The 23,259-nt window shown below is 66.5% G+C and carries 28 protein-coding genes; 11 read left to right on the top strand and 17 right to left on the bottom strand.

Translation table 11 applies throughout. The features are described 5' to 3' along the window. Positions 1–35: 35 nt before the first annotated feature. From fliP to fliF, 4 genes are read right to left on the bottom strand one after another with little or no spacing between them, the layout of a single operon-like run. Positions 36–794: a flagellar type III secretion system pore protein FliP gene (gene fliP, locus JL811_RS07330; protein ID WP_202687825.1), complete on the bottom strand. Its 759-nt coding sequence runs from the start codon at positions 792–794 to the stop codon at positions 36–38. Beyond that, positions 791–1,060 (bottom strand): FliM/FliN family flagellar motor switch protein, encoded by a 270-nt coding sequence (locus JL811_RS07325; protein WP_202687824.1) that lies wholly within the window; start codon positions 1,058–1,060, stop codon positions 791–793. The genes fliP and JL811_RS07325 overlap by 4 nt, the downstream gene beginning before the upstream one ends. Continuing rightward, a complete protein-coding gene (locus JL811_RS07320) occupies positions 1,053–1,649 on the bottom strand; it encodes a FliH/SctL family protein (protein ID WP_202687823.1) in 597 nt (198 codons plus the stop codon). Before JL811_RS07320 ends, JL811_RS07325 begins: the two co-directional genes overlap by 8 nt. Further along, entirely contained in the window at positions 1,646–3,223 is a 1,578-nt protein-coding gene (gene fliF, locus JL811_RS07315) for a flagellar basal-body MS-ring/collar protein FliF (protein ID WP_237684875.1), read from the bottom strand. Before fliF ends, JL811_RS07320 begins: the two co-directional genes overlap by 4 nt. Before the next feature lie 161 nt (positions 3,224–3,384). On the opposite strand from fliF, the gene JL811_RS07310 reads away from it, so the two are divergent. From JL811_RS07310 to JL811_RS07265, 10 genes are all read left to right on the top strand, one after another. Beyond that, positions 3,385–3,864 (top strand): flagellar basal body-associated FliL family protein, encoded by a 480-nt coding sequence (locus JL811_RS07310; RefSeq protein WP_202687821.1) that lies wholly within the window; start codon positions 3,385–3,387, stop codon positions 3,862–3,864. 10 nt (positions 3,865–3,874) lie between these two features. After that, on the top strand, positions 3,875–4,273 hold the full coding sequence (locus tag JL811_RS07305; RefSeq protein ID WP_202687820.1) for a hypothetical protein: 399 nt from the start codon (positions 3,875–3,877) through the stop codon (positions 4,271–4,273). Next, positions 4,270–4,860 carry a MotE family protein gene (locus tag JL811_RS07300; protein WP_202687819.1) on the top strand — a complete coding sequence of 197 codons (591 nt, stop codon included), beginning with the start codon at positions 4,270–4,272 and terminating at the stop codon, positions 4,858–4,860. Before JL811_RS07305 ends, JL811_RS07300 begins: the two co-directional genes overlap by 4 nt. Positions 4,861–4,957: 97 nt before the next feature. Beyond that, a complete protein-coding gene (gene motA / locus JL811_RS07295; RefSeq protein WP_202687818.1) occupies positions 4,958–5,827 on the top strand; it encodes a flagellar motor stator protein MotA in 870 nt (289 codons plus the stop codon). Beyond that, positions 5,827–8,187 (top strand): hypothetical protein, encoded by a 2,361-nt coding sequence (locus JL811_RS07290; RefSeq protein WP_202687817.1) that lies wholly within the window; start codon positions 5,827–5,829, stop codon positions 8,185–8,187. The genes motA and JL811_RS07290 overlap by 1 nt, the downstream gene beginning before the upstream one ends. Positions 8,188–8,441: 254 nt before the next feature. After that, positions 8,442–9,203, top strand: a complete 762-nt coding sequence (locus tag JL811_RS07285; protein WP_202687816.1) for a transglycosylase SLT domain-containing protein — start codon at positions 8,442–8,444, stop codon at positions 9,201–9,203. Continuing rightward, entirely contained in the window at positions 9,200–11,269 is a 2,070-nt protein-coding gene (gene flhA, locus JL811_RS07280) for a flagellar biosynthesis protein FlhA (RefSeq protein ID WP_202687815.1), read from the top strand. The genes JL811_RS07285 and flhA overlap by 4 nt, the downstream gene beginning before the upstream one ends. Continuing rightward, positions 11,266–12,051 carry a flagellar biosynthetic protein FliR gene (locus JL811_RS07275; protein ID WP_202687814.1) on the top strand — a complete coding sequence of 262 codons (786 nt, stop codon included), beginning with the start codon at positions 11,266–11,268 and terminating at the stop codon, positions 12,049–12,051. Before flhA ends, JL811_RS07275 begins: the two co-directional genes overlap by 4 nt. A 2-nt stretch (positions 12,052–12,053) precedes the next feature. Beyond that, positions 12,054–13,130, top strand: coding sequence for an EscU/YscU/HrcU family type III secretion system export apparatus switch protein (locus JL811_RS07270; RefSeq protein ID WP_202687813.1), 1,077 nt, complete (start codon positions 12,054–12,056; stop codon positions 13,128–13,130). Between the two features lie 62 nt (positions 13,131–13,192). Continuing rightward, the gene (locus JL811_RS07265) at positions 13,193–13,453 is read left to right on the top strand and encodes a hypothetical protein (protein WP_202687812.1); all 261 of its coding nucleotides are present in this window, start codon (positions 13,193–13,195) and stop codon (positions 13,451–13,453) included. 1 nt (position 13,454) lies between these two features. Here JL811_RS07265 and JL811_RS07260 read toward each other — a convergent pair whose 3' ends face one another. From JL811_RS07260 to JL811_RS07220, 9 genes are read right to left on the bottom strand one after another with little or no spacing between them, the layout of a single operon-like run. Further along, positions 13,455–13,913, bottom strand: coding sequence for a flagellar basal body-associated FliL family protein (locus JL811_RS07260; RefSeq protein WP_202687811.1), 459 nt, complete (start codon positions 13,911–13,913; stop codon positions 13,455–13,457). 8 nt (positions 13,914–13,921) lie between these two features. Continuing rightward, complete coding sequence (gene flgH, locus JL811_RS07255; protein ID WP_202687810.1) at positions 13,922–14,644, bottom strand: flagellar basal body L-ring protein FlgH; 723 nt, start codon at positions 14,642–14,644, stop codon at positions 13,922–13,924. Between the two features lies 1 nt (position 14,645). Next, positions 14,646–15,095 carry a flagellar basal body P-ring formation chaperone FlgA gene (gene flgA, locus JL811_RS07250; RefSeq protein WP_202687809.1) on the bottom strand — a complete coding sequence of 150 codons (450 nt, stop codon included), beginning with the start codon at positions 15,093–15,095 and terminating at the stop codon, positions 14,646–14,648. Continuing rightward, complete coding sequence (gene flgG, locus JL811_RS07245; protein ID WP_202687808.1) at positions 15,092–15,877, bottom strand: flagellar basal-body rod protein FlgG; 786 nt, start codon at positions 15,875–15,877, stop codon at positions 15,092–15,094. Before flgG ends, flgA begins: the two co-directional genes overlap by 4 nt. Before the next feature lie 9 nt (positions 15,878–15,886). Continuing rightward, entirely contained in the window at positions 15,887–16,597 is a 711-nt protein-coding gene (locus tag JL811_RS07240; RefSeq protein WP_202687807.1) for a flagellar hook-basal body complex protein, read from the bottom strand. A 3-nt stretch (positions 16,598–16,600) separates the two neighbouring features. Then, complete coding sequence (locus JL811_RS07235; RefSeq protein WP_202687919.1) at positions 16,601–16,867, bottom strand: flagellar biosynthetic protein FliQ; 267 nt, start codon at positions 16,865–16,867, stop codon at positions 16,601–16,603. Between the two features lie 8 nt (positions 16,868–16,875). After that, positions 16,876–17,169: a flagellar hook-basal body complex protein FliE gene (fliE, locus tag JL811_RS07230; RefSeq protein WP_202687806.1), complete on the bottom strand. Its 294-nt coding sequence runs from the start codon at positions 17,167–17,169 to the stop codon at positions 16,876–16,878. 9 nt (positions 17,170–17,178) lie between these two features. Further along, positions 17,179–17,559 (bottom strand): flagellar basal body rod protein FlgC, encoded by a 381-nt coding sequence (gene flgC, locus JL811_RS07225; protein WP_202687805.1) that lies wholly within the window; start codon positions 17,557–17,559, stop codon positions 17,179–17,181. A 3-nt stretch (positions 17,560–17,562) separates the two neighbouring features. Beyond that, positions 17,563–17,955, bottom strand: a complete 393-nt coding sequence (locus JL811_RS07220) for a FlgB family protein (protein ID WP_202687804.1) — start codon at positions 17,953–17,955, stop codon at positions 17,563–17,565. Positions 17,956–18,039: 84 nt separating this feature from the next. Between JL811_RS07220 and JL811_RS07215 the strand changes: the two genes are divergently transcribed. Next, positions 18,040–19,347 carry a FliI/YscN family ATPase gene (locus JL811_RS07215; RefSeq protein WP_202687803.1) on the top strand — a complete coding sequence of 436 codons (1,308 nt, stop codon included), beginning with the start codon at positions 18,040–18,042 and terminating at the stop codon, positions 19,345–19,347. 457 nt (positions 19,348–19,804) lie between these two features. Here JL811_RS07215 and JL811_RS07210 read toward each other — a convergent pair whose 3' ends face one another. The 4 genes from JL811_RS07210 to JL811_RS07195 all read right to left on the bottom strand — a co-directional run bounded on the left by JL811_RS07210 (position 19,805) and on the right by JL811_RS07195 (position 23,029). After that, the gene (locus tag JL811_RS07210; protein WP_202687802.1) at positions 19,805–20,605 is read right to left on the bottom strand and encodes a DUF1217 domain-containing protein; all 801 of its coding nucleotides are present in this window, start codon (positions 20,603–20,605) and stop codon (positions 19,805–19,807) included. After that, the gene (flbT, locus tag JL811_RS07205; protein WP_202687801.1) at positions 20,602–21,006 is read right to left on the bottom strand and encodes a flagellar biosynthesis repressor FlbT; all 405 of its coding nucleotides are present in this window, start codon (positions 21,004–21,006) and stop codon (positions 20,602–20,604) included. Before flbT ends, JL811_RS07210 begins: the two co-directional genes overlap by 4 nt. Continuing rightward, on the bottom strand, positions 21,003–21,395 hold the full coding sequence (gene flaF, locus JL811_RS07200) for a flagellar biosynthesis regulator FlaF (RefSeq protein WP_202687800.1): 393 nt from the start codon (positions 21,393–21,395) through the stop codon (positions 21,003–21,005). Before flaF ends, flbT begins: the two co-directional genes overlap by 4 nt. A 95-nt stretch (positions 21,396–21,490) precedes the next feature. Beyond that, positions 21,491–23,029: a flagellin N-terminal helical domain-containing protein gene (locus tag JL811_RS07195; protein WP_420496766.1), complete on the bottom strand. Its 1,539-nt coding sequence runs from the start codon at positions 23,027–23,029 to the stop codon at positions 21,491–21,493. Between the last annotated feature and the right edge of the window lie 230 nt (positions 23,030–23,259).

Genomic DNA, 23,259 nt, shown 5'->3' with positions numbered 1-23,259 from the left:
GAAGGCATAGCGCAGCATCAGCGGCCATCCCCGGGTCAGAAATAACTGCGTACCAAAGCGCCCGAAACCAGCGCCCAGCCATCCGCCACAACGAAAAAGGCCAGCTTGAAGGGCAATGAGACAATGGCGGGGGGCACCATCATCATTCCCATCGACATCAGCACGGCCGCCACCACAAGGTCGATGATCAGAAAGGGCAGGAAGATCAGAAAACCGATCTCGAAGGCGCGCTGAATCTCTGACAGAAGGAAAGAGGGCACAAGCAGCGAAAGCGGTGCCGCGACCGGGCCCCGGGCAGGGACCGGCGTCCCGGATGTATCGCTGGCCGGATCGGTGCCGCTGCGCAACGCTTCCAGCGTTGCGAATGTATCGGGGTCCAGCCGGGCCGCCATGAAATGGCGAAAGGGATCCATGACCGCGCGGAACGCTTCGGCCGGCTCAATCGCCTGTCGCGTCAGCGGCTCCAATCCCCGGGTCCAGGCCTCGGTCAGAACCGGATCCATCACGAACCAGGTCAGAAACAGCGCAAGACTGACGATCAGCATATTGGGCGGGGCCTGTTGCAGCCCGATGGCCTGCCGCAGGATCGACAATACCGTGACGATGAAGGGAAAACAGGTGATCATCACCGCAAGCCCGGGCACAAGGCTCAGCACCGTCAGCAGCGCGATCAACTGCAGCACGCGCGCCGAAAGCGCCGTGTCATCCCCAAGATCAAGGGGCAGGTCCTGCGCCCCGGCGGGCAGTGCCAGAACCAGCAGGACCAGTGCGGCCCGGAGAAGCCGCCCTGTCACAGCCCGCCGCGCAGATTAGCAACCTCGGTCAGGCGGACGGCAAGCTGCCCCGCCTGCTCTCCCTCCAGTTCCTGCAATTCTCCCCGCGCAATGAGGCGGCCCGCAACATACAGCTCCACCGGATCCTCCACCCGCCGGTCAAGCGTCAGGACAGCATCCTTTTCAAGCCGCAGCAGATCACGCACCTGCGGACGCGCCCGACCGACCGAGATCGTGATCTCGATCGGCACCTGGCTGAAGGGGTTGGAGTCGCTTCGGTCATCCATGCGGGGTCTCCTGCTTGGAAAGGGTGAAGAATTCCTCGGTCGCCTCAAGAATGCGGCGAAGGGTCGTATCAAGATCAAGCCGCGCCTCGCGTCCGTCCAGCCGCAGATAGACCTGCCCTTCGCCCAGACTGGGCTCTTCGCGCAGCTGGACCGGCAGACCGTCCGCCGCCGTCACCGCGGCCTCGACCAAATCGCGGATCGCGGGGTTGAAGGTCATCACCGCCGGAGAACCGGCAGCCTCACGCGCCAGCGGCAACAGCATGTCCACAATCATCGGTCCCAGCGTCCGTTCGGCGAGTGCGGGCAGAACATGACCGACCAGTTCGCGCAGCAGGGGTTCCACCCCGCCCATCACATGGCTGCGCGCCTCGTGATAGGTGAAGCCAAGCGCCTGCAGATTGCGCGCGACATCACTGCGCAGCCGGTCCTGCTCATCCGCCTGCGTGGCGGCGGCATCCTCCCACCCGGCCTTGTAGCCCTGTTCATAGGCGGCCAGCCTTGCCTCCTCGATGGTATCGAGATCGGTCACGACGGTTTCGGCCTCTCCAGCCCCGGCAGATTCGAAGACTTCCAGACGCAATGAGGTCATGAGGTCCGCTCCTCCTCGGCTTCCATCCAGCCGCGCAGGATCTCAAGCGATTCGGCCTGCCGTTCCGCGATCAGGTTGCGCAGACGATCCACCGGGTCGGGATCGCCGGGCGAGGGGGCGGCCTGCGGCCGGGGGGTATAGGCGATCATCGGGCCGGGCGGATCGCTGCCGTCGTCGATCTCGCCAGTCAGCACGGTCCGGGCGACCCCTTCCGGCGCCGCTCCGGCGGGCGGTCCCAGCATCGCGTGGTCCTCGCGCCGCGCCGGGGCCGACAGCAGCAGCGGGCGAAGCACGAACAGCGCAAGCACCAGAACGACCAGCCCCAGCACGGCGATCTGGATCAGCCGCATGATGTCCAGCGGGCCGATCTGCGCCAGAAATCCCGCATCGGAGGCGGCCAGCGCCTCGGGCAGGGGTTCGAAGATCATGGATTTCAGGGTCAGCACATCGCCGCGCGATTCATCTATCCCGGCAGCCGAGGCGACAAGTTCCCGCAGGGCGGTCAGTTCCGCCTCGGCGCGCGGCTGAAAACTGCGGCTGCCATCCTGTGCTGTCACGGTTTCCCCGTCGATCAGCACCGCCACCGAAAGCCGCCGCACCCCCCCGGCCGCGCGCTGCACCTCGCGCCGGGTTTCGGACAGCTCGTAATTCACCCGCTCGCGGCTTTCGCTCTGGCTGCTGGATCCCTGCGCCCCGGCCCCGGCATCGCCTTCGGGCAGGTTTGAGGCCACGGTGACCGCCCCGGAAGGCTCGGTCGCAGAGCGGCTGTTTTCCTCGGTATCCGAAGAAATCACCACCCGCCCCTGCGGATCGAGCCGCCGCTCCACCACCGATTCGCTGGCCGTGTCCAGATCAACGGCCACCTCGACCAGCGCCCGGCCCGGCCCGACCCGCGCCGAAAGCAGCCGCTCGATATTGCGCTTCAACTCAGCGGCGCGGGCATCCCCGGCCAGCGCGGGAACCGCCGCATCGTTGCTCGGCACGACGCCGTTGACCGAATCGATCACCGCCACATCCTCGGGCAGCAGCCCCGGAACCGCCGCCGCCACCAGATGGCGCAGCGCGCGGGCCTGATCGGCCGAAATCGCGCCCCCTGCAGGCGTCACGGTGACTGACGCGCTGGCCTTCCGGTCGCGCTGAAACGGCTGCGTCGGCGCCTGCGCGATATGGACCCGGGCCGCGCGGATGGCGGGGCTGGCAAGGATGGTCCGCGCCAGCTCTCCCTCCCGCGCGCGCCAATAGGCGGCATCGAACATCTGCGCGGTCGTGCCGAACCCCGACAGACCGTCCAGCAGCTCATAGCCCGCTGTGCCGGTGCGCGGCAGCCCCTCGGCGGCCAGGGTCATGCGCAGACTGTCGCGCTGCGCGGCATCGACGCGGATCGAATCACCCTCGACCGCGAAGGGCACACCGCGTTGTTCCAGCGCCTGCACGACCTGCCCTGCTGCTGTCGGGTCCAGCCCGGAATACAGCAGCGCCATCGTCGGCCGGGCCGCCATGCGCGTCAGCCCCAGAACCGCGAGGAACACAAGAAGGGTGGCCCCGGCGACAATCACGCGATGCCGCATCGGCATGCCGGACCAGAGGGTGACGAGGTTCTGCACGCAGCGTCCTTCCGATAACCTTTGCCGCGGTGGCCTTCTGCCCCGCTGCACAAGCTTTCGCGGATCGGACTTAAGAATCGGTTAGTGTCCTTGCGGCTATACCTGCCTCGACACCGGATCGAGGATGACCCATGGCCGATACCGCCACCGCCGAGCCACCCCCCGTTGCAAAACGCAGGCGCCTGCCGCTGCTGATCGGGCTGCTCGCCGCGCTGATTGCCGGCGGGGCGGGGTTTTATGCCACATGGTCGGGCTTGATCGGCGGCAGCGGCACCGCAGCGGAGGCCACCCCGCCGCCGCGCCCGATTGCCGATCTGGCCTTCGTGCCGGTCGATCCGATCGTGGTTTCGCTGGGGCAAAGCGCACGGTCGAAGCATCTGCGCTTCACCGCCCAGCTTGAGGTGAACCGCAGCGCCGAGGCCGATGTCGCGCTGCTGATGCCGCGCATTCTGGATGTGGTGAACGGCTATCTGCGGGCCGTCGATGTCGCCCGGCTGGAGGATCCGGCAGCGCTTGTGGTGCTGCGCGCGCAGATGCTGCGCCGCATCCAGCTTGTCACCGGTGAGGGGCGGGTGCGCGACCTGCTGATTACCGAATTCGTGCTGAACTGAAGGGGGCGAGATGGAGATGATCGCGGATATTCTGCTGGCTGCCGGGGCGTTCGGGGCGGCGGCCTATTGCTATGTGCTCGCTCTGCGGCTGAAACGGCTGCAGACATTGGAAAGCGGTATGGGCGGGGCGATTGCGGTTCTCTCGGCGCAGGTCGATGACCTGACCCGGACGCTGGCACAGGCGCGCAAATCCGCTGATGGGCAAGTGACCGCGCTGGAGGATCTGACCCGCCGGGGGGAGGGCGTCGCAGCCCGGCTGGAGCTTTTGCTGGCCTCGATGCACGATCTGCCTGACGAACCCGGCCCCGCCCCGCAGACCACGGCCCCGCCACCGGATGACCTGTCCATGCGACGACCGCGCTATGTGCGCAGGCGCGCCGCCAGACAGGGCGTCGAGGCCGCGGAATGACTGCGGCAGCGACAGTCCCGCGCCGGACGGGCCGACGCAGCGCCGGGCGCGGGGCGCTGGTGATCCTCGCGCTGTTTCTTGCCTCTTCAGGGGCGCTGCGGCTGGGATCGGGGCTGGGCGGCGCCTTTGCCCGCACCGCCGAAACAACGGCCGGGCCTGCGCCACCGCTGGAATGCCCCCTGCCCCCTGCCGCCCTGCTGGAGGCGCTTCAGGAACGCGAGGACCGGATCAGCGTGCAGGAGGCGGCACTGGCGGACCGGCAGGCCGCAGTGAACCTTGCGGAAACCGCCGTCGCAGGACGGATCGAAGCACTGGAGGCCGCCGAATCACGGCTGGCGGCGACGCTGGAACGGGCGGATGGCGCGGCCGAGGCCGATCTGGCACGGCTGACCGAGGTTTACGAATCGATGAAACCGAAGGTTGCCGCCGGTCTGTTTTCGGCCATGGCACCGGAATTCGCCTCGGGCTTTCTGGGCCGGATGCGTCCCGATGCGGCTGCGGCCATCCTGTCGGGCATGACGCCCGAGGCCGCCTATACGGTCAGCGCCCTGCTGGCCGCCCGCCATTCCGACGTGCCCAGAAACTGATGCGGCAGAGACGGATCCTTAACCCGGTTCTGGAACCCTGCGGACAGAATGGACAGGCAGGCCCGGGCGGGGCGGCCCATAACGATGGAACAGCCCCATGATCGGCGCAATCGGCATTCTGGTGATCTTCGTGATGGTCTTTGGCGGCTATATGCTGGCCGGGGGCAAGATGGGGATCATCCTCGCCGCCCTTCCGTTCGAGATGATCATGATCGGCGGGGCGGCGACCGGGGCCTTTCTTTTGTCAAACGATGCCGCAGGCGTCAAAACGACGGCACGCGACATCGCCAAGGTCTTCAAGGGACCGAAATGGAAAAACGCCGATTACCGCGATCTGCTCTGCCTGCTGTTCGAACTGATCCGCATCGCCCGCGCCAGCCCCGTCGCGCTGGAGGAGCATATCGAAAACCCCGGCGAATCCCCGGTTTTCGCCCGCTATCCGCGCATCCTTCAGGATCACGAGGCGGTGGATCTGATCTGTGACACGCTGCGCGCGGCCTCGATGAATTACGACGACCCGCATCAGGTGGAGGAGGTGCTGGACAAGCGGATGGAAACGAATCAGCACCATGCGCTGCATTCCAGCCATGCGCTGCAATCGGTGGCCGATGCGCTGCCTGCGCTGGGCATCGTCGCCGCGGTGCTGGGGGTCATCAAGACCATGGGTTCGATCGACCAGCCGCCCGAAATTCTGGGCAAGATGATCGGCAGCGCGCTGGTGGGCACCTTTCTGGGCGTCTTTCTGGCCTATGGGCTGGTCGGTCCCTTCGCCAACCGCGTCAAATCGGTGGTTGAGGAGGATAGCCATTTCTACCTGCTGATCCGGGAGGTTCTGGTGGCCAATCTGCACAATCACCCGGCCAATATCTGCATCGAGGTCGGGCGGCAGAACACACCGCATCATGTCCGCCCGGGATTTTCCGAACTGGAAGAGGCGCTGCGCGGTCTCAAGCAGGAGGCCGCCTGATGGTCCCGCAAAGGCTGCACCATGCCACGCTCATCATCTGGCTTCTGGCCGGAATGGCCCTGGCCGGGGTGCAGAGGGCCGAGGCGCAAAGTGTGCGGGTGACCTCGGGTGAACATGACGGGTTTTCCCGCATCGTGCTGCAATATTCCACCGCGACCGACTGGCGGCTCAGCCGGACCGAAACCGGCTATGCGCTGGCAACTGGCGGGCCGCCCCCGCGCTATGATCTGACGAATGTGTTCCGCCTGATCCCGCGCGACCGGCTGACAGCGATCTTTGCCGATCCTGCGGATGGGGGACTGCGGCTCGGCATCGGCTGCGCCTGCCATATTCTGCCGTTCGAACTGCGCCCCGGTCTGGTGGTGCTGGATATCCGCGACGGCCCGCCGCCCGAAGGCTCCTCCTTCGAACGGACCGCCGCAGGTGACATTGCCCCGCCGCTTCAGATCAGCTTCCGCCCCCCGGCCCGTCCCGCTGCACGACCCGGCGATCCGCCGGACCGCCCCGCCCTGCCCCCGGAGACCGGGGCGCTGAACTGGCGTCAGGATGTGGCCGAGGCTTCCCGCCTTGCGCCACCCGCGCAGGATCTGCCCTTGCCGACCCCCGGTCTGGAAGAGACGCGGGACGCGATCCTGCGCGAGCTTGCGCGCGGTGTCGCCGAAGGAGTCGTCGATGTGACGCAGGACCTGCCGGGGGCCACGCGCCCGCCCCCCGGCGGCCGGGTCGACAGCCATATCCGCATCGGCCCCGAGGCGCCCGCCGCCCCGGGCATCGACCCGGCCGCCGCACGGCGGCTCCCCGGCATGCTGACGGCAGATGGCCGGGACTGTATTGCCGATGACAGGCTCGATCTGTCGGGATGGGGCCGGGAAGGCGATGTTGCCGCCACGATCGGGCTTCTCCGCGGCCGGTTGCTGGGCGAATTCGACCGCCCCGACCCCGACGCAACCGCCGAGGCGATCCGATATTTTCTGCATCTGGGCTTTGGCGCCGAAGCCCGGGGGCTGATCGATTCGTTTGAGATCGCCTTGCCCGACGCTGATCTCTGGCGCGGCCTTGCGCTGCTTCTGGATGGAGAGGCCCCCGATCCGGACGTCTTTGCCGGGATGCAGGTCTGCGATTCCGCCGCCGCCTTATGGGCGGCACTGGGGCTTGCGGATCTGTCCCGCCATCCGATGACCGACCGCGCCGCGGTGGCGCGCGGCTTCTCGGCCCTGCCGCTGCATCTGCGCCATCATCTGGGGCCACGGCTTGCCGAGACCTTCCGCGCCGCCGGAGATCTGTCCACCGCCAGCGCGATCCGGGATGCAATCCTGCGCGCCCCCGGCGATCCCGGACCAGAGGTGCGCTTGATGGAGGCCGGACTTCGCCTTGCCCGGCAGGACGCAAACGAGGCGGATCTTGCCGCCCGCCCCCTGCTGGAGCCGATTATGGCCGGGTCCGGGCCTTCGGCCATCGAGGCAACGGTCGCCCTGATCGAGGCGGAAATCGCCGCAGGCCGCGTCGCCGGCGCAGACCTGACGACCACCGCCGCCGCCTTCCTGCATGAGGCGGGCAACAGTGAACGCGCCGGGCCTCTGGCCTCGGCGCTGGCGCTGGCGCTGGCCTCGCAATCGCGGCTGGACGAAGGGCTGGCCCTCTCCCCCCTCTCCCCCGGAACCGAGCAGCGTGCCTGGTCGGTCTTTGCGGAGACGGCGCGGCAGGATGCCCTTCTGGCTGCGGCGGTCGGGCGCAACCCCGTGGAAATCACCCGCCAGCCGCCCGAAACCCGCCTGATCGTCGCGGAGCGGCTGGAACAGGCCGGGCTGCAGCGCCCCGCCCTTGACTGGCTTGCTGGGCTGGAGGGAACAGCGGCACGGCTGGCCAGGGCCCGCGCCCATACAGGGCTGCGCGACTGGCGTGCCGTGCTGCGGGGACTTGCGGGGCTTGAGGATGAAACCGCCCTTCGCCTGCGCGCCCGCGCCTTCGCGGCGCTGGGGGATCCCGGGGCGCTGGCGCTGCTGGCCGGGCCGGACGCGGCCGGAGAGCGGCGCGAAACCGCAAAACGGCTTGAGGCCTGGCCTGCACTTTCCAACCAGGGCGACGACGATATCTGGGGCCGGGCCGCGGCGCTGGTCACGCGAGGCAACGCATCGCGGGATCCGGCCAGCGCCCCGCCCGCTGAACCCGCCGACGATCCACCGGATGCGCCTGCTCCTCCCGACAGTCCCGAGGCGCCGGTCGAAGACGAGACCGGGGATCCGGGTAATAACCTCCAAGCACAGGACGCAACAGGCGAGTTGGAAACCGCGCGGCAGCTGATCGAGGAAAGCCGCGCGGCCAGAGCGACGATCAAGGCCCTGCTGACTGCGTTGCCCTGACCGGTTACCGCGCGATCCGTGGCTTGGGATGCCCGTCCTGCGATGCTGGCCCGTATTTATGGGCCCGTGTATCTGCGCAAATGTATCTGAACCCGTATTTCGAGCTCAGAATGCTAAACCTGCGATCCCAGGCCCGCGATCCTTGCCTCGGGGCGCAGAATTTCACGACCGATAACGCTTTGCAAAGATTCGGTCTTTACCATCATCCCATCGGCAGAAGGCCGGTGTGATCCTCTCTTGAAGCGGAGATGGCGATGGGTGGTATCGGGCGGATGGCAACCCTTGCATTGGGATTGGTGGCGCCCACCATGGCGGCGGCGGCCGGCAATCCCTGCCTGCAGGCAGCGGCGGCTGCGGCAGCGCGGCATGGCGTACCTGTCGCGATCCTGCGCACCATAGCGCAGGCGGAATCAGGCATCGGCCCGGGGCGGAGGCCCTGGCCCTGGACGCTGGGTCAGGCCGGGCGGGGGCTGCGTTTTGACCGCAAGGAAACTGCGCTGGCCGCCCTGCGCGCCCGTCTGGCCGCAGGGCAGACCAATCTTGATATCGGTTGTTTCCAGATCAGTTATCGCTGGCATGGCCGGGCCTTCCACAGTCTTGAGGACATGATTGCCCCCGCCTCCAATGCCGATCATGCCGCCCGTTTCCTGTCCGACCTGCAACGCGAAACCGGAAACTGGCGCGACGCTGCCGGGGCCTATCATTCCCGCCGCGCCAAGGCTGCAACAGGCTATATCCTGCGGCTGGAGCGGATCCATGCCGAAAACCGCGCCGCAGCGGCAAAGCTAACCGCGGTCCATCCTACCCCACGGCATGCTGAATCCCGTCTGGCCGACACCCCGCTGCCCATCCACGGATTGACCGCCCCCCCTCCTTCCCCACCCCCTCCTGCCCTGCCGCCGATGCACAGCACGCGCCCCGCCCCACCTTTGCCCGTCGCGCCGGTCATCCTGTCGCCCCGCCCGCCCCTTGCCCTGCGCGACCGGCCCGCGCTCCATGGCGGGCGCGGGATATGAAGGGCCTGACCCTGCGGACGCTTTTCAGCCCGACAATCCTGCTGGCGCTCGCGCTGATGGCGGTGATCGTGATGATGGTGCTGCCGGTGCCGGCCTGGATGCTGGATCTGGGGCTGGCGCTGTCCTTCGCGCTGGCGATCCTGATCTTCACCGTCACCCTTTTCATCGAGCGGCCGCTGGATTTCTCGGCCTTCCCGACGATCCTGCTGGCCTCCTTGATGCTGCGGCTGTCGCTCAATGTCTCCTCGACGAAACTCATCATCGGGCAAGGCCATACCGGCACTGACGCCGCAGGTGAGGTGATCGAGGGGTTTGCCCAATTCATCATGGGCGGCTCGGTCCTGCTGGGCGTGGTGATCTTCTGCGTTCTGCTGATCGTCAATTTCATCGTCATCACCAAAGGCGCGGGCCGCATGGCCGAGGTCGGGGCCCGCTTCGCGCTGGACGGGATGCCGGGCAAGCAGCTGGCCATCGACAGCGATATGGCGGCGGGGGCAATCGACCATGCCGAGGCCAAGGCGCGGCGGGAACGGGAACTGGCCGAGACGAATTTCTTCGGCTCGCTGGACGGGGCCTCGAAATTCGTCAAGGGCGATGCGGTGGCGGGGCTGCTGATTACACTTCTCAATATCGTGATGGGTCTGGTGATCGGCACCGTGGTGCATGGCATGCCGCTGGGACGCGCCTTTGAAACCTACGCCATCCTGACCGTCGGCGACGGTCTGGTCAGCCAGATCCCCGCTGTCATCATCTCGATCGCGGCGGCGCTGCTGCTGGCGCGGGGCGGGGCCACGGGCGCGGCGGATGTGTCCTTCTTCGCGCAGCTCGGGCGCTATCCGGCGGCCATGGCCACGGTGGCGGTGCTGATGGCGCTGTTCGCGCTGGTGCCGGGCCTGCCCTTTCTGCCTTTCGTTCTGGGGGCCGCAGCTTTGGGACTCGCGGCCTGGCTGGTCCACAAGGCCCCGCCGCCCGCCACCGATACTGTTGATCCGCAGCCTGCACCCGCGCGGCATCTGATGGGCGATGTGTTGGATTTCGACGAGATCCATATCGAATTCGCCCCTGATCTTGTCGCGATGGTGCTGGATCCGGCGACCGGGCTGGATGCCAGGATCGCCAGCATGCGCAACCATGTCGCCAGCAGCTTCGGGCTGATCCTGCCCGAGATCCGCATGACGGATGAACCCTCCCTGCCCGACGGCACCTATCGCATCCGCCTTCAGGGCGTCGAAAAGGTGCACGACCGCCTGATGCCCGACCGGATCCTGTGCCTCGCGGCCGAGGGGGCGGATCTGCCCGCCGGCAGCGATGTGCGCGAGCCGGTCTATGGCGCCCCCGCGCGCTGGATCCTGCCCGATCAACAGGAAAATGCCGCCCTTGCCGGGCTGAACGTGATCACCCCGGCCGAGGTTCTGTCGACCCATCTGCTGGAGGTGCTGAAGGGCAATCTGTCCCGGCTGCTCAGCCTGCGGGGGCTGCGCCGGCTGCTGGATGAATTCGTGACCCTGTCCGACCCCGCCCGGGCCGAGTCCAATCGCCGCCTGCTGGAGGAACTTGTGCCTGAAAAAGTGCCGGTCGATCTGCTGCTGGCGGTGCTGCGCCTTTTGCTGGAGGAACGCGTGTCGATCCGCAACCTGCCACTGATCCTTGAATCCATCGCCGAGGCGCGCGGCCTCGCCCTGCCCGAGGCGATCTGCGACCATGTGCGCCAGCGGCTGGGTTTCCAGATCATCGCCGAACTGCGCCGCAAGGATGGCAGCATCCCGCTGATCCAGCTGGATCCGGAATGGGAAAAAACCTTTGTTGCGCATCAGGTTGACGGGGATCGCGGTCAGCGAGACGTGGCGCTTCCGCCTGCGGTTTTCGCCCGTCTTGCCCAGGCGATTGCCGAGCGGTTCAATCAGGCGGCCGAAGGCGGCACAGCACCGGCGCTGGTCACATCGACACTGCGGCGGCGCTTTCTGCGCACGGTGGTGCAGGCGCGCGGCCTGCATCTGCCCGTCCTCTCCTATGAGGAAATCGGAATGGAGGCCCGCCCCGCCATGGTCGGGCAGATCGCGGCATGAACGCGATGATCGCCCTTCTGACCGGCTATGCCGGCCTTGCGCAAGAGGTGCTGGCGGCGGCCGTTCTGGTTTTCCTGCGGGTCGGGGCGGCGATGGCGTTGCTTCCGGCCTTCGGGGAACGCATCGTGCCGCAAAGGGTGCGTCTGGTGCTGGCGCTGGCCTTCACCGCCATCGTCCTGCCCGCCGTGACGGACCGGCTGGCAGGGATCGACCTTGCCGCCTTCAGCTTCCGCTGGATCTGGACGGAAACGGCGGCAGGGCTGCTTCTGGGTTTCGGGCTGCGCTTTCTGGTCATGGCGCTGCAGATCGCCGGCACCATGGCCGCGCAGGCCACTTCGCTGGCGCAGCTTTACGCCGGGGCTGGGGCCGAGCCGCAACCGGCCATGTCGCATCTTTTCACCATGGCGGGGCTGGCGCTTGCCGTGGCGGCGGGGCTGCATGTGCAACTGGCCCGCTTCCTGATCCTGTCCTATGATCTGCTGCCTGCGGGCCAGCTGATCCCGGCAGCGGACGCGACCGGCTGGGGCGTGGCGCGGGCGGCCCATGCCTTTACCCTTGCCTTCACGCTGGCCGCGCCCTTTGTCATTGCCGCGACCGTCTATAATGTGGCGCTCGGCGCGATCAACCGGGCAATGCCACAGCTGATGGTCGTCTTTGTCGGTGCCCCGGCGCTGACGCTGGGGGGGCTGGTGCTGCTGGCCCTTGCAACCCCGGCGCTGCTGACGGTCTGGCTGGGCGCGCTTGGGTCCTTTCTGGCCGATCCGATGCCGTCCCGGCCATGAGCATGACCGAAGACAGCGCCGAAAAGGAGCATGAACCCTCGGCCCGCAAGCTGGAAGAGGCTCGCCGCAAGGGCGAAATCCCGCGTTCCGCCGATCTGACCACGGCAGCAAGCTATGCCGGGCTCTTGCTGGCGGGCCTTGCCTTCGGGCCCGCACTTCTGCTGGCTTTCGGCAGTTCGGCCATGGTCTTTCTGGATCAGCCTGAACGGATGGCGGGGCGGTTTCTGGGCGGTGGCGGCGGGTTGGGCGGGGCGGTTCTGGCCGGGACCGGCGGGGCGGTCCTGCCGCTTTTCCTGCTTCCGGCCGTCGCGGCCCTTGCGGTTCTGCTGGCACAGCGGGGGCTGGTCTTTGCCCCCGGAAAGCTTGCGCCAAAGCTTGAACGGATTTCCCCCATCGCGGGCGCAAAGAACAAGTTTGGCCGCAAAGGCCTGTTCGAATTCGCGAAAAGCCTTGGCAAGCTGGTCATCACTTCGATCCTGCTCTGGCTGTTCCTGCGGGGCCGGGCGCAGGAGATCCTGACCACGCTGCATCTTGCCCCCGGACCTGCCGCTGCCCTGATGATGCGCCTGATCCTAGATTTTCTGTTGCTGATCTTCCTGCTTGCCCTTGTCATCGGGCTGGTCGACCTGTTCTGGCAACGGGCCGAACATCTGCGCCAGCACCGGATGACCCGCAAGGAAATGCTGGATGAGCAGAAATCATCCGAGGGCGATCCGCATATGAAGGCGCGGCGGCGCCAGCGTGGGCAGGATATCGCGACCAACCGGATGCTGGACGATGTCGCGAAGGCCGATGTTGTCATCGTCAATCCCACGCATTTCGCCATTGCCCTGAAATGGGACCGCGACAGCCGCCGCGCGCCGGTCTGTCTGGCCAAGGGCGTCGATGAAATCGCCGCCCGGATCCGCGAAAGGGCGGCGCTGGCGGGGGTGCCGCTGCATCACGATCCGGCCACCGCCCGCGCGCTGCATGCCACGATCGCCATCGGTGACGAGATCCATCCCGACCATTACCGTGCCGTGGCCGCTGCCATCCGCTTTGCCATGCGGATGCGCAAAGGCGCCCGAGGCCGGGCATGACCGGGCGGGCGCGGCTTGACATCCTGCGGCAACTTTCCCGGATGCGGCTGGATCGCGACCTGATGGCGCTGGCCGAGCTGGCCCGGAACCGCGACAGGTTGCAGGAACGGTTGGATGGACTGAACCCTGCCCCCGCGCCGGACCTGGATCCGCTGATCGCCGCACGGATCGGCGCGCTGCATCAGATCTGGGCCGATGGAAAACGCGCCGAGATCAACCTGTCCCTGGCGCGCAGTAGGGCCGAATGGATCACCAGGCGCGACATCGCCGCGCACAGCTTCGGCCGCTGGCAGGTGCTGTGCCGCCTGAGCCCACCAGATTAGATCAGCTGTCCTGCCGCACAATATCCGCGATCAGCACATCCAGCACATCCCGCCCCATCACGCGCTGCGCGGCCTCATGCAGGGCGCGGCGCAGAAGCATCAGATTGGCCCCGTCAGTGAAGGTTCCGCGAAATCCGCCCGCATTGGCATGGTCGAACAGCACCTGCAGCAGCGCATCGCGGATCCGGGGTTCACGCGCATAAACGGCCTCGGTGCCACCGGACACGACCTCAAGGCTCAGCGACAGGATCACCAGTGACACGATCTGCCCCTGCTCCAGCACCGGGATGACGAACTGATTGTTCAGCCGGACGAAATCAGACAGGCCGGGCGGGGGCGTCTCGGGTTCCGGCACCGCGGCCGCATCGACAGCCTCAGAGGCCGGGCGCAGCATCATTCCCGCCCCTGCCCCGGCGCCAAGGCCGAGGATCACAAGAAGCAGCGGAAGGATCTTGCCCATCGGGAACCTCAGAATGGCAGAAGGATATCGGCGGCCTGTTCGCCATAGCGCGGCTGCTGCACGGTGGTAATCTGCCCGCGACCGCCATAGGCGATGCGCGCCCCGGCGATCCGGTCGTAACGAATTTCGTTCTGGCGGCTGATATCGGCGGGACGCACATAGCCCGTCACGATCAGTTCGCGCAGTTCGAAATTCACCCTCACCTCCTGCTGGCCCTCGATGCGCAACACGCCATTGGGCAGTTGTTCCACCACGGTGGCCGCGATGCGCAGCGTCAGTTTTTCATTGCGCCGGACCGAGCCCTCACCCGCGAAGGTCGAGGCGGAATTCGTGCTGACGGCCTCGGCCATACTTGCCCCCTCGGGCAAGGAACGGTCAATGCGCTGCGGCAGGCCGAAAAGCTGCGGAATGCCCATGCTTTGCGCGCCACTGCGGCTGCGCCCCGTCGAGTTGGAAATCTCCGCCTCGTCATCGATCTCGATCACCACGGTCAGTATATCGCCCCGCCGCGCGGCCCGCCGGTCCCCGAAAAGCGATTCCGCCCCGGCCGACCAAAGCGAGGAGGCCGCCGTCACCCCCGGGGTCGGCCCATGTTCCGGCAGCGGGTTCGAATACATCGCGTGATGCTGGTAACTGCCTTCCAGCGGGGAAAAGGCAGGCGCGCGGCCCACCTCCCCCAGCGCGGCGCAGCCCGCCAACAGACCGGGCAAGAGCATGAAACAGCACCGCATGTCAGGGTTCCTTACTGTCCGGGCCGACATGAACCGTGCCGTCGGCACCGATCCGGCCGGTGATGGTCATGCGCGAGGTGAGGTTCATGACCCGGATCCGCGCGCCCCGGGCGCCACGGTCCAGCGCCCTTCCCTCGGCCGTGATGTCCAGCCCGCCCTGCCGATAGACCAGCGTGACAATCCCGTTGCGATCAACGAGCGCGGGCGGGGCCAGATCATCGCCCCGGATCGCGCGGCCCGCATATAGCGTCACCCGCGCCTCCAGCCCGATGGCCGCCTCGGGCTGCGTCAGCGCGCCGGGAATGACCGCCGCGACCAGCGCCATGTCCTGCGGTGCCAGCACCGTCTGGGCGCGGATGGTCCGGGTCGCGACCAGACTTTGGCCCGCACCGGATGGCCCGGCCATGGCGGAAAGCGGCAAAAGCGCAAGGAAAAGGGCCCTGCGGTTCATCGGATCTGTGTCGTCGCGGACAGCATCTGATCGGCCGCCGTGATGACCTTGGCGTTCAGTTCATATCCGCGCTGCGCCTTGATAAGTTCGGTCACCTCGCGCACCGCATCGACCGAGCTTTCCTCAAGATAGCCCTGCCGCAATGTGCCCAGCCCGTCCTCACCGGGCAGGCCGGGCGTCGCAGGGCCCGAGGCCTCGGTCTCAAGAAAAAGATTGGCGCCGATCGCCTCAAGCCCCTTGTCATTGGTGAAACCGACAAGGGTGAACTGGCCCAGCAGTTCCGGTTCCACCCGGTCATTGAAATAGGCATAGACCTCACCGGCGGGATTGATTGACAGACTGCGCGCATCGGCGGGAATGGTCAGGCCGGGCGCGACCTCATGCCCGTCCGAGGTGACGATCAACCCCTCACCCGTGCGTTTCAGCCCGCCATCGCGCGTATAGGCCGCCGCACCCGAGGGCAGCGTGACCTCCAGATAGCCGCCGCCTTCGATGGCGACATCCAGATCACCGCCTGTTGCACCGAGCGAACCCTGCGCCAGCACCACCGAAACCGCCGCCGGGCGCACACCAAGGCCAACCTGCACCCCGGTGGGAAGCTGCGTGCCATCGGCCGCCGCGATGGTTCCGGGACGGGCAAGCTGCTGATAATGCAGATCGGAAAATTCGGCGCGACGGGCATTATAGCCGGTCGTCGACATATTCGCGAGATTGTTTGAGACGACATCGACCCGCATCTGCTGGGCCGCCATGCCGCTGGCCGCGATCTGAAGTGCCTTCATTCTATCCTCCTATCGGCCAAGGGTCTGGATGACGCCGCGCACCCGCGCATCCTCCTTGTCCAGAAATCCCTGCCCGGTCTCATAGGCGCGCTGCACCGCGATCATGCGCGCGATTTCCGAGATCGGGTTCACATTGCTTTCCTCGAGCATCCCCTGCAGCACCTTCGCGCCCTCAGCCGGTTCGATCGCATCCGCGTCAAACAGCGTGCCGGACTGATGGCGCAATGTCAGTGGATCGGCGGGTTGCCAGAGACCGATCTGGCCGACCGGCACCGCCCCGACCGACAGCGTGCCATCGGGAGCAAGCGCCACATGGCCCCCGATGGGGGGAATGACGAGTGGCGCACCGCCAAGATCCAGCAGCGCATGGCCGTCGGGATTAACCAGTTCGCCGGTGGCATCGGGAGTGAAACTGCCCGCACGGGTCAGGCGCGGCCCCTCGGGCGTCCGGATCTGGAAAAATCCTTCGCCCTGAATTGCGAAATCGAAGCGCCCGCCGGTTTCCACCAGCCCCGCCTGCCGCAGATCGACATGGCGGGCCGAAGCATGACCCATCGACAGCGACGGGCCGCTGCCCGTCCGCCGCACATGTTCCGCAAAGATCACGCCTTCGCGGCGGAATCCGGTGGTCGAGATATTGGCGATATTGTGCGCCACGACCTGCATTTCGCGCATCAGGCCGGATTGGCGCGTCAGGGTGACATAGGTGGGCGCGTCCATGGTCTAGCCCCCCGCGATCATCGGGATGATGCGGTCGGCGAAGAAACTGACCAGCGTCGAGGTCATGAAGGACATCGAAACCCAGAACACCGCGATCATCGCGCCGACCTTGGGCACGAAGGTCAGCGTCATCTCCTGCACCGAGGTCAGCGCCTGAAACAGGCCGACCGCGACCCCGGCCACCAGCGCCACCATCAGAAGCGGCGCCGAGATCAGCACCGCAACCCAAAGCCCCTGCCGCAGGATGTCGAAGATATGTCCCTCGCTCATCCCCGGGGTCATACCGGCATCCTCAGGATTTCCTGATAGGCCTCAACCACCTTGTCGCGCACGGTGACCACGGTTTCGACCGCAGTCTGGGTGGCGGCCAGCGCCTCGACCAGCGCATGCGGGTCGGCGCCGCCGGTCATGGCCGCCCTGGCAGTGCTTTCGCCGTCCTGCAGGGTCTGGGCGAAAGAGGCGGCAAGCCGGGCAAAGCCCGCATCGTCGCCCCCGCCCCCCCCGGTCCCCGGCGCGGCAGCCTCACGCGCCTGCAGGTAGGATTGTGCTGCAAAGGATGGTCTGATGTCCATTTCGGCCCCCTATCGGCGAAGAAGTTCGAACAGGCCCTGCGTCATCTGACGCGCCTGATCGAAGAGTTTCAGATTGGCCTCATAACTGCGCTGCGCCTCGCGGGCGTCGGCGATCTCGATCACCAGATCGACATTGGAGCCGTCATAATGACCCGAGGCGTCGGCCAGCGGATGGCCGGGATCATGAATGCGCGAGAGTTCAGAGCGGTCGAGCCGCACGGGGCCCGGGCGCACCGCACCGCTTTCGGCCAGGGTGCGGAAATCAAGCGTCTTGCGGCGATAGCCGGGCGTATCGGCATTGGCGATATTCTCGGACAGATGGCGCAGGCGTTGTCCCTGCGCCTCCATCCCCGAGGCGGAAACTGCAAGTGCGCGCAGAAGGTCGGACATGGCCTAGCGCCCCCGCCCAAGTGCAAGTTTCACGATATCCGAGGTGCGGGAATAGACGGCCAGCGCCATGTCATGCTGCTGCCGGATGCCGGCGGCGCGCATCATTTCCCCTTCAACCGAAACGGAATTGCCATTGGGGTCAGCGGGCAGATCCAGCACCAAGGGTACGGGCGTGGGCGATCCGGCGCCGCGCAGATGTCCGGCCCGCGTCGCCCGCATTTCTGTGCCGGTTTCCGTCTCCGCGCCCCGATAGGTGGCGGCAAAATCCGGCAGGTCCTGCGCCTTGTAGCCCGGCGTATCGGCATTGGCGGCATTGCGCGCCACGATGCCCATCCGGGCCCCGGCATGGGCCGCCATGGCCTGCGCCATCCGTGTCAGTTCCAGTTTCGGCAACATCGGGGATTCTCCCTCATTCGGTTTCACCAAGGCTTAAGGGTGATTCGTTTAGAAAGCGTAATCGGCGAACAAAGGGAGAATCCCGTGACCGGTTATTTCGATGGATTGCGCGGCCGCCTGACGGAAATCTCGACCCTGCGGCAGTTCGGCAGGGTCGCGGAAATTGGCGGGCCGATGTTGCGGATCACCGGGCTTGGCCCGGATGCCGGTCTGGGCGACCGGCTGCGCATCGCGGAGGTGCTTCATGCCGAGATCCTGCGGCTGGATGCGGGCGGGGCCTGTGCGCTGGCCGAAGGGCCGACCGAGGGACTGCGGATCGGCATGCCCGCCGAGGCGCTTGGCAAGGCGGAACTAACCCCGCATGAGGGCTGGATCGGCCGTGTCGTCGATCCGTTCGGCGCGGCACTGGATGGTCGCCCGCTGTTTCCTGGCCCGCAGGCGCGCCCGCTATGCCCCGCCCCGCCCCCACCCGCGCAGCGCCGCCGTCTGGGGCCGCGTCTGGCCACCGGGCTGGCGGCCTTCGACACATTGCTGCCCATCGTGCGGGGGCAGCGCGTGGGCCTGTTCGCGGGGTCCGGTGTCGGGAAATCCTCGCTTCTGGCGCAGTTGGCCCGGGGGGTGGAGGCCGATGTGATCGTGATCGCCCTTGCTGGAGAGCGGGGGCGCGAGTTGCGCGAATTCACCGATCACGTTCTGGGCCCCGAGGGCATGGCGCGCAGCGTGGTCGTGGCTGCGACCTCGGACCGGTCTCCGCTGTTGCGGCGGCGCTGCCTTTGGTCGGCGATGGCGGTTGCGGAATATTTCCGCGACAGCGGGCGTCAGGTCCTGCTGCTGGCCGACAGTGTGACCCGCTTTGCCGAGGCGCATCGCGAGGTCGCGCTGGCGGCGGGCGAACCGGCGCATCTGCGGGGCTATCCGCCCTCGGTCGTGCAGACGATCATGGCGCTGGCCGAACGGGCCGGACCGGGGCGGGCGGCCCCCGATTGCGGCGATATCACCGCGGTTTTCACCGTGCTGGTCGCAGGGTCCGATATGGAAGAGCCGGTCGCCGATATCCTGCGGGGGGTGCTGGACGGGCATGTCGTGCTGGACCGCGCCATTGCCGAGCGCGGGCGTTTCCCCGCGATCGACCTTCTGCGATCCGTCTCGCGCAGCCTGCCACTGGCCGCCAATGAGGCCGAAAACCGGCTGATTGCCGATGCAAGGCGGGTGTTCAGCGCATGGGACCGGGCCGAACTGATGGTGCAGGCCGGGCTTTACAGCAAAGGATCGGACGCGGCCATCGACCGGGCGATCAAGGTCTGGCCGGCGCTGGATGCCTTTCTGGCCGAGATGGGTCCGGACGGGGTTGCGGGCAGCTTCAAGCGGCTGGAGGACATCCTTGCAACCTGAGCGCAAGCAGGCCAGACGCCGGGAAGGCATGGCGGTGGAAGGGATGAACAGGGCGGAAGGTGCGCTGGCAGTGCTGCGCTGACGACAGGGTCCGGCAACCAGCAATGCGGCCTTGCGCCAAACGGGGCCAGCAAACGCCCGATCCCCGGATCGGGCCAGAGAGGCAAAGGCAAACGGACGCAATACCGAGGACCCAGACCGGACAGGATCGGCACAGGGCGCGCTATCCGGTCGGAGTAAAGGCAGGTCACGCCGAAAACCAGCCCGCCAGAACCACCCGAAGCGGAAGAGACAGACAGAACAAGAGGACGCGGGAACAGGGGAACAGGGGAACAGGGGAACAGGGAGCGGGAACACCCGGCCCCCTTTACGCGCAAGGACCGGAGGTCCCCCGATCCATCGCGGGCAAAGCCCGTCCGGCACCGGACTACCCCCCCCGCCTGCGATATCACACGGTTCAGCGCGCCATGGATTGCAACAATTGCAACGCCCCGGCTGCGGGGGAATAGGAGGCGGCCATCGACTGGATCTCGGATCGCAGCAGGAAATTGCGCAACAGTTTTTCGCGCTTCTCCGGATCGGCAAATTGCGCAACCGTGCTTTCACCGAAGATCCGGCTGGCCTTGTCGCGGAATTCCGTCAACTGCCGGTCCAGATCCAACCCCGAAAACGCGGAAGGCAGGCCAAACGCTCGTTCGAAAACCTGACGCAGGGGCGGATTGCCCATGACGGTGAACCACATCACCTCATCCCCCATGTCGCGGGCGGCAAGGCGCTCGATCTCCCGCTCGGCATTCAGCGACAGGCGCAGATCGTTGTGCTGCGCGCCAACGGCCTGTTCGAACTGCCTTGTGCGGTAATCCGTCAGGATCGTATCGGCGAAATCCGACAGTTTCGTGCGGGGCACCGAGAAATCCCCAAAGCCGAAAGCGGCGGAAAAGGCGCGATACTGCTTGTCGGCCAGACGGTTGGACAGCGCCTGATCCTTCAGCGTGCCATCCTCCAGCACCTTGCGGATGAAATACCGGTTGTTGATTTCGCCCTCCAGCCCGAAGGCCCCGAGGGCCACGCGCAAGAGGCGGCGGTCATCGACCAGGCCTTCCGCCGTCGAGATGCTGCCGATACGTTCGCGGAAATAGGCCTCGTCGCGCTGACGCTGCGGGCTGGCATCGAAGTGCCGGGTCTGCATTTCCATCGTGCGCTGCAGGAAGCTCCACCCCGCCAGCCCACCAAAGGGAAGGATCGGTGCGAAACTCATGCCCGATGCGCAGCCATGAGCCGCTCCTCCCGGGGCAGAAGCCCCCGCAGTGCCTTAAGCGCCTGATAGGGATTGCCCTCCACTACCCCGACAGTGGCCTGCGCCAGCAAGGCGCGGCTGTCGGGATCGGTCAGCACCTGACTGAGTTGTTCAATCCCGCGCAGAAGCTGGAGTTTCGCCGCACCGGGTTCGGCATCGCCCGACAGAACAAGCTGCGCAATATAACAGACGCGCCGCACCGGGGTCGTCACCTCTTCGGGATGGATCGCGTCGCGCAGGCGCAGGATATGCGCATGCGGCGTCATCACCGCCAGCCGCGTCCGCCGCTCACCATTCTCGATCACCGCGCCGTTGATCAGCACCCGTTCGCGCGGCCCCAGTTTCAGGACCAGCCCGGTCATTCCCCGCCCCCCGGCCCGCTGCCCGCATCGCCCCGCAAGCCGCGCATGATGGCGGTATTGATGTCGATCAGCACCTCGGCCGAGGCGCCCTCTTGCAGAATGCGCCGGGTCTGCAGCGTGGTGAATTCATGCAGGTAGAACAGTCTGGACCGGAGCGCCGCAGGCAGGGCATTGCCGGGATCGGCCACATCCAGCGCCAGCGTCCGCCAAAGCCGGTCATTGTCATGCAAAGCCACGGCAAAGGCGGGAAAATCCGCCGCGCGCGCACGAAAGGCAAGTGTCAGACGACGCGTTACCCGGGCGAAGAGATCATATTCGACGGTGCGCGCAGGGCGCAGCGGCGCGTCGGGGCGGGAATAGGCGTCACGGGCAAGGGAATGCGAGGTCATGAACGATCCTTCCGGGGGTGCGGGTCATCAGGCGGGGTAATCGAAGGCCAAGGCAGGGGGGCGCGCGCGACCGGCACGCCCCCCGCAGATCCGGATTACCGGAAGAGCGACAGGATGGATTGCGGCGACTGATTCGCGATGGACAGGGCCTGAATCCCCAGCTGCTGCTGCACCTGAAGCGCCTGAAGCCGGGCCGAAGCCTCTTCCATATCGGCATCGACCATCGTCCCGATCCCCGCCTTCAGCGCATCCGACAATTTGCCGACGAAATCGTTCTGGATGTCGATCCGCTTCTGCGCCGAACCGAAATCAGCGGACGCCTCGATCGCCCGGTTGATCATCCCCTCGATATTGTCCAGCGCCGAAGCCGCCTGTGCCGTGGTTGACACATCGATCCCGTCCAGTCCGAACAGCCCGCCCGAGGCGGTTCCGCCCGCATTTCCGACGGCGGCCAGCGTCATGTCGGTCACAGTGTCATTGTCGATCTTCAGCTGCCACGCCCCGGCACTGTCCTGCGCGACCCTTGTGGTGATGCCGTCCAGCCCTTCACCATCAATGGCGGTTTTCAGACCGCGCGCGACATCTTCCATGCTCTGTCCGGGGCCGGCAACATAGGTGAAGGTATTGCCGCCGAAGGAGACACGATAGCCATCCCCGTCATTGACGGCGGCCGCCGGGTCGAAGGTCACATTCTGCGCCCGCTCGGCGATCTCCCCCAGTGTCAGATTGACCGGATCACCGTTGAGCGCGGTGATCTCGGTGCCTGCCGCCGCACCGCCCAGACCGCTGATCTCGACCGCCGCCCCTTCGAAGGCGCGCGCCGAAGTGATCTCGACCACCGCGCCGGTGGCACTGGCCGAGATGCCCTCGATCCCCAGCGCGTTGATCCGGCCGGCAAGAATGCCCGCCGCCACGTCCTGATCGTCCGTGGCCCCGCCCAGTTCCCCGGCGGCAAAGCTGAAGGATACCCCCCCGACCGAGAATGTCCCAGCGGCGGTGCTGTAATCGGCGGCGGCCGTCAGCGTGATTTCGGCGGTATTGCCCTGATTGTTCAGCGCATTGGCTGCGGTGTCAGAGACGGTCGCATTGGGCGTCAGCACAGTACCGCTGCCATAGACCCCGGCGCCCGAGGTCAGGTCCTGCCGGTTCACGGTGATATTCGAGGCCGTCACCGACCCGTCCGAGGCACGGTCCAGCGAGGACAGGATGTTCACATCATCCGTCCCCTGGATCATGTTCAGACCGTAGAACTGCGCCGCACCGACCACTGATTTGATCTGGTCGCGCAGGAAACCGATATCGGTCTGGATCTTGCCGCGATCCACATTCTCCTCCTGCGCGGCGACGATCTTTTCCTTGATCTCGATCAGCAGATCGGTCACCGATTCTGAGGCCTGCCGCGCCACCGAAATCGTCGAGGAGCCCAGCGAAAGACTGTCGGCAATGCCCTTGAAGCCCTGCACATCGCTTTCCATCACCTTCGAGATGGCCCAGACAGCGGCATTGTCCTTGGCACTGGCCACGGCCTTGCCCGTGGAAATCTCGTTCTGGACCTTGGCAAGATTGCTGTTGATGCTTTTGAGCGTCTGCAGCGCGACCATGGCGCTGGTATTGGTCAGAATCGAAGACATCATTCATCCCTTCTTCGGGCCGGTGCTTTGCACGCGGCAGTTCATGCCATTGCAATGGCGGAAAGGGCATTCTTGCCGTTGCGGCCCCGGGGATTTCCCGTCCGCGCCACCCCGATGCGGGATGCAGGGCCATTGATGCGCCCCAAACGCTAAGGGATGGCTAAAGTCAGCCGCCCCCAAAGTCCGAAATGAGGAAGATTTGACGCAGTTGCGTCGGATGCTCCGGCGCGTGG

Origin of the sequence: Szabonella alba (assembly GCF_016765775.1) — a bacterium.
Classification (GTDB): Bacteria; Pseudomonadota; Alphaproteobacteria; order Rhodobacterales; family Rhodobacteraceae; genus Szabonella; species Szabonella alba.
The sequence above is the reverse complement of the archived record's forward strand: the minus strand, read 5'-3'. Positions and strand labels throughout refer to the sequence as shown.

Bases quoted from the DNA above. Each gene is read 5' to 3' on its own strand.
- JL811_RS07325 (WP_202687824.1), bottom strand. From the start codon at position 1,060: ATGGATGACCGAAGCGACTCCAACCCCTTCAGCCAGGTGCCGATCGAG.
- JL811_RS07320 (WP_202687823.1), bottom strand. From the start codon at position 1,649: ATGACCTCATTGCGTCTGGAAGTCTTCGAATCTGCCGGGGCTGGAGAG.
- fliF (WP_237684875.1), bottom strand. From the start codon at position 3,223: ATGCCGATGCGGCATCGCGTGATTGTCGCCGGGGCCACCCTTCTTGTG.
- JL811_RS07310 (WP_202687821.1), top strand. From the start codon at position 3,385: ATGGCCGATACCGCCACCGCCGAGCCACCCCCCGTTGCAAAACGCAGG.
- JL811_RS07305 (WP_202687820.1), top strand. From the start codon at position 3,875: ATGGAGATGATCGCGGATATTCTGCTGGCTGCCGGGGCGTTCGGGGCG.
- JL811_RS07300 (WP_202687819.1), top strand. From the start codon at position 4,270: ATGACTGCGGCAGCGACAGTCCCGCGCCGGACGGGCCGACGCAGCGCC.
- motA (WP_202687818.1), top strand. From the start codon at position 4,958: ATGATCGGCGCAATCGGCATTCTGGTGATCTTCGTGATGGTCTTTGGC.
- JL811_RS07290 (WP_202687817.1), top strand. From the start codon at position 5,827: ATGGTCCCGCAAAGGCTGCACCATGCCACGCTCATCATCTGGCTTCTG.
- JL811_RS07285 (WP_202687816.1), top strand. From the start codon at position 8,442: ATGGGTGGTATCGGGCGGATGGCAACCCTTGCATTGGGATTGGTGGCG.
- flhA (WP_202687815.1), top strand. From the start codon at position 9,200: ATGAAGGGCCTGACCCTGCGGACGCTTTTCAGCCCGACAATCCTGCTG.
- JL811_RS07275 (WP_202687814.1), top strand. From the start codon at position 11,266: ATGAACGCGATGATCGCCCTTCTGACCGGCTATGCCGGCCTTGCGCAA.
- JL811_RS07270 (WP_202687813.1), top strand. From the start codon at position 12,054: ATGACCGAAGACAGCGCCGAAAAGGAGCATGAACCCTCGGCCCGCAAG.
- JL811_RS07265 (WP_202687812.1), top strand. From the start codon at position 13,193: ATGGCGCTGGCCGAGCTGGCCCGGAACCGCGACAGGTTGCAGGAACGG.
- JL811_RS07260 (WP_202687811.1), bottom strand. From the start codon at position 13,913: ATGGGCAAGATCCTTCCGCTGCTTCTTGTGATCCTCGGCCTTGGCGCC.
- flgH (WP_202687810.1), bottom strand. From the start codon at position 14,644: ATGCGGTGCTGTTTCATGCTCTTGCCCGGTCTGTTGGCGGGCTGCGCC.
- flgA (WP_202687809.1), bottom strand. From the start codon at position 15,095: ATGAACCGCAGGGCCCTTTTCCTTGCGCTTTTGCCGCTTTCCGCCATG.
- flgG (WP_202687808.1), bottom strand. From the start codon at position 15,877: ATGAAGGCACTTCAGATCGCGGCCAGCGGCATGGCGGCCCAGCAGATG.
- JL811_RS07240 (WP_202687807.1), bottom strand. From the start codon at position 16,597: ATGGACGCGCCCACCTATGTCACCCTGACGCGCCAATCCGGCCTGATG.
- JL811_RS07235 (WP_202687919.1), bottom strand. From the start codon at position 16,867: ATGAGCGAGGGACATATCTTCGACATCCTGCGGCAGGGGCTTTGGGTT.
- fliE (WP_202687806.1), bottom strand. From the start codon at position 17,169: ATGGACATCAGACCATCCTTTGCAGCACAATCCTACCTGCAGGCGCGT.
- flgC (WP_202687805.1), bottom strand. From the start codon at position 17,559: ATGTCCGACCTTCTGCGCGCACTTGCAGTTTCCGCCTCGGGGATGGAG.
- JL811_RS07220 (WP_202687804.1), bottom strand. From the start codon at position 17,955: ATGTTGCCGAAACTGGAACTGACACGGATGGCGCAGGCCATGGCGGCC.
- JL811_RS07210 (WP_202687802.1), bottom strand. From the start codon at position 20,605: ATGAGTTTCGCACCGATCCTTCCCTTTGGTGGGCTGGCGGGGTGGAGC.
- flbT (WP_202687801.1), bottom strand. From the start codon at position 21,006: ATGACCGGGCTGGTCCTGAAACTGGGGCCGCGCGAACGGGTGCTGATC.
- flaF (WP_202687800.1), bottom strand. From the start codon at position 21,395: ATGACCTCGCATTCCCTTGCCCGTGACGCCTATTCCCGCCCCGACGCG.
- JL811_RS07195 (WP_420496766.1), bottom strand. From the start codon at position 23,029: ATGATGTCTTCGATTCTGACCAATACCAGCGCCATGGTCGCGCTGCAG.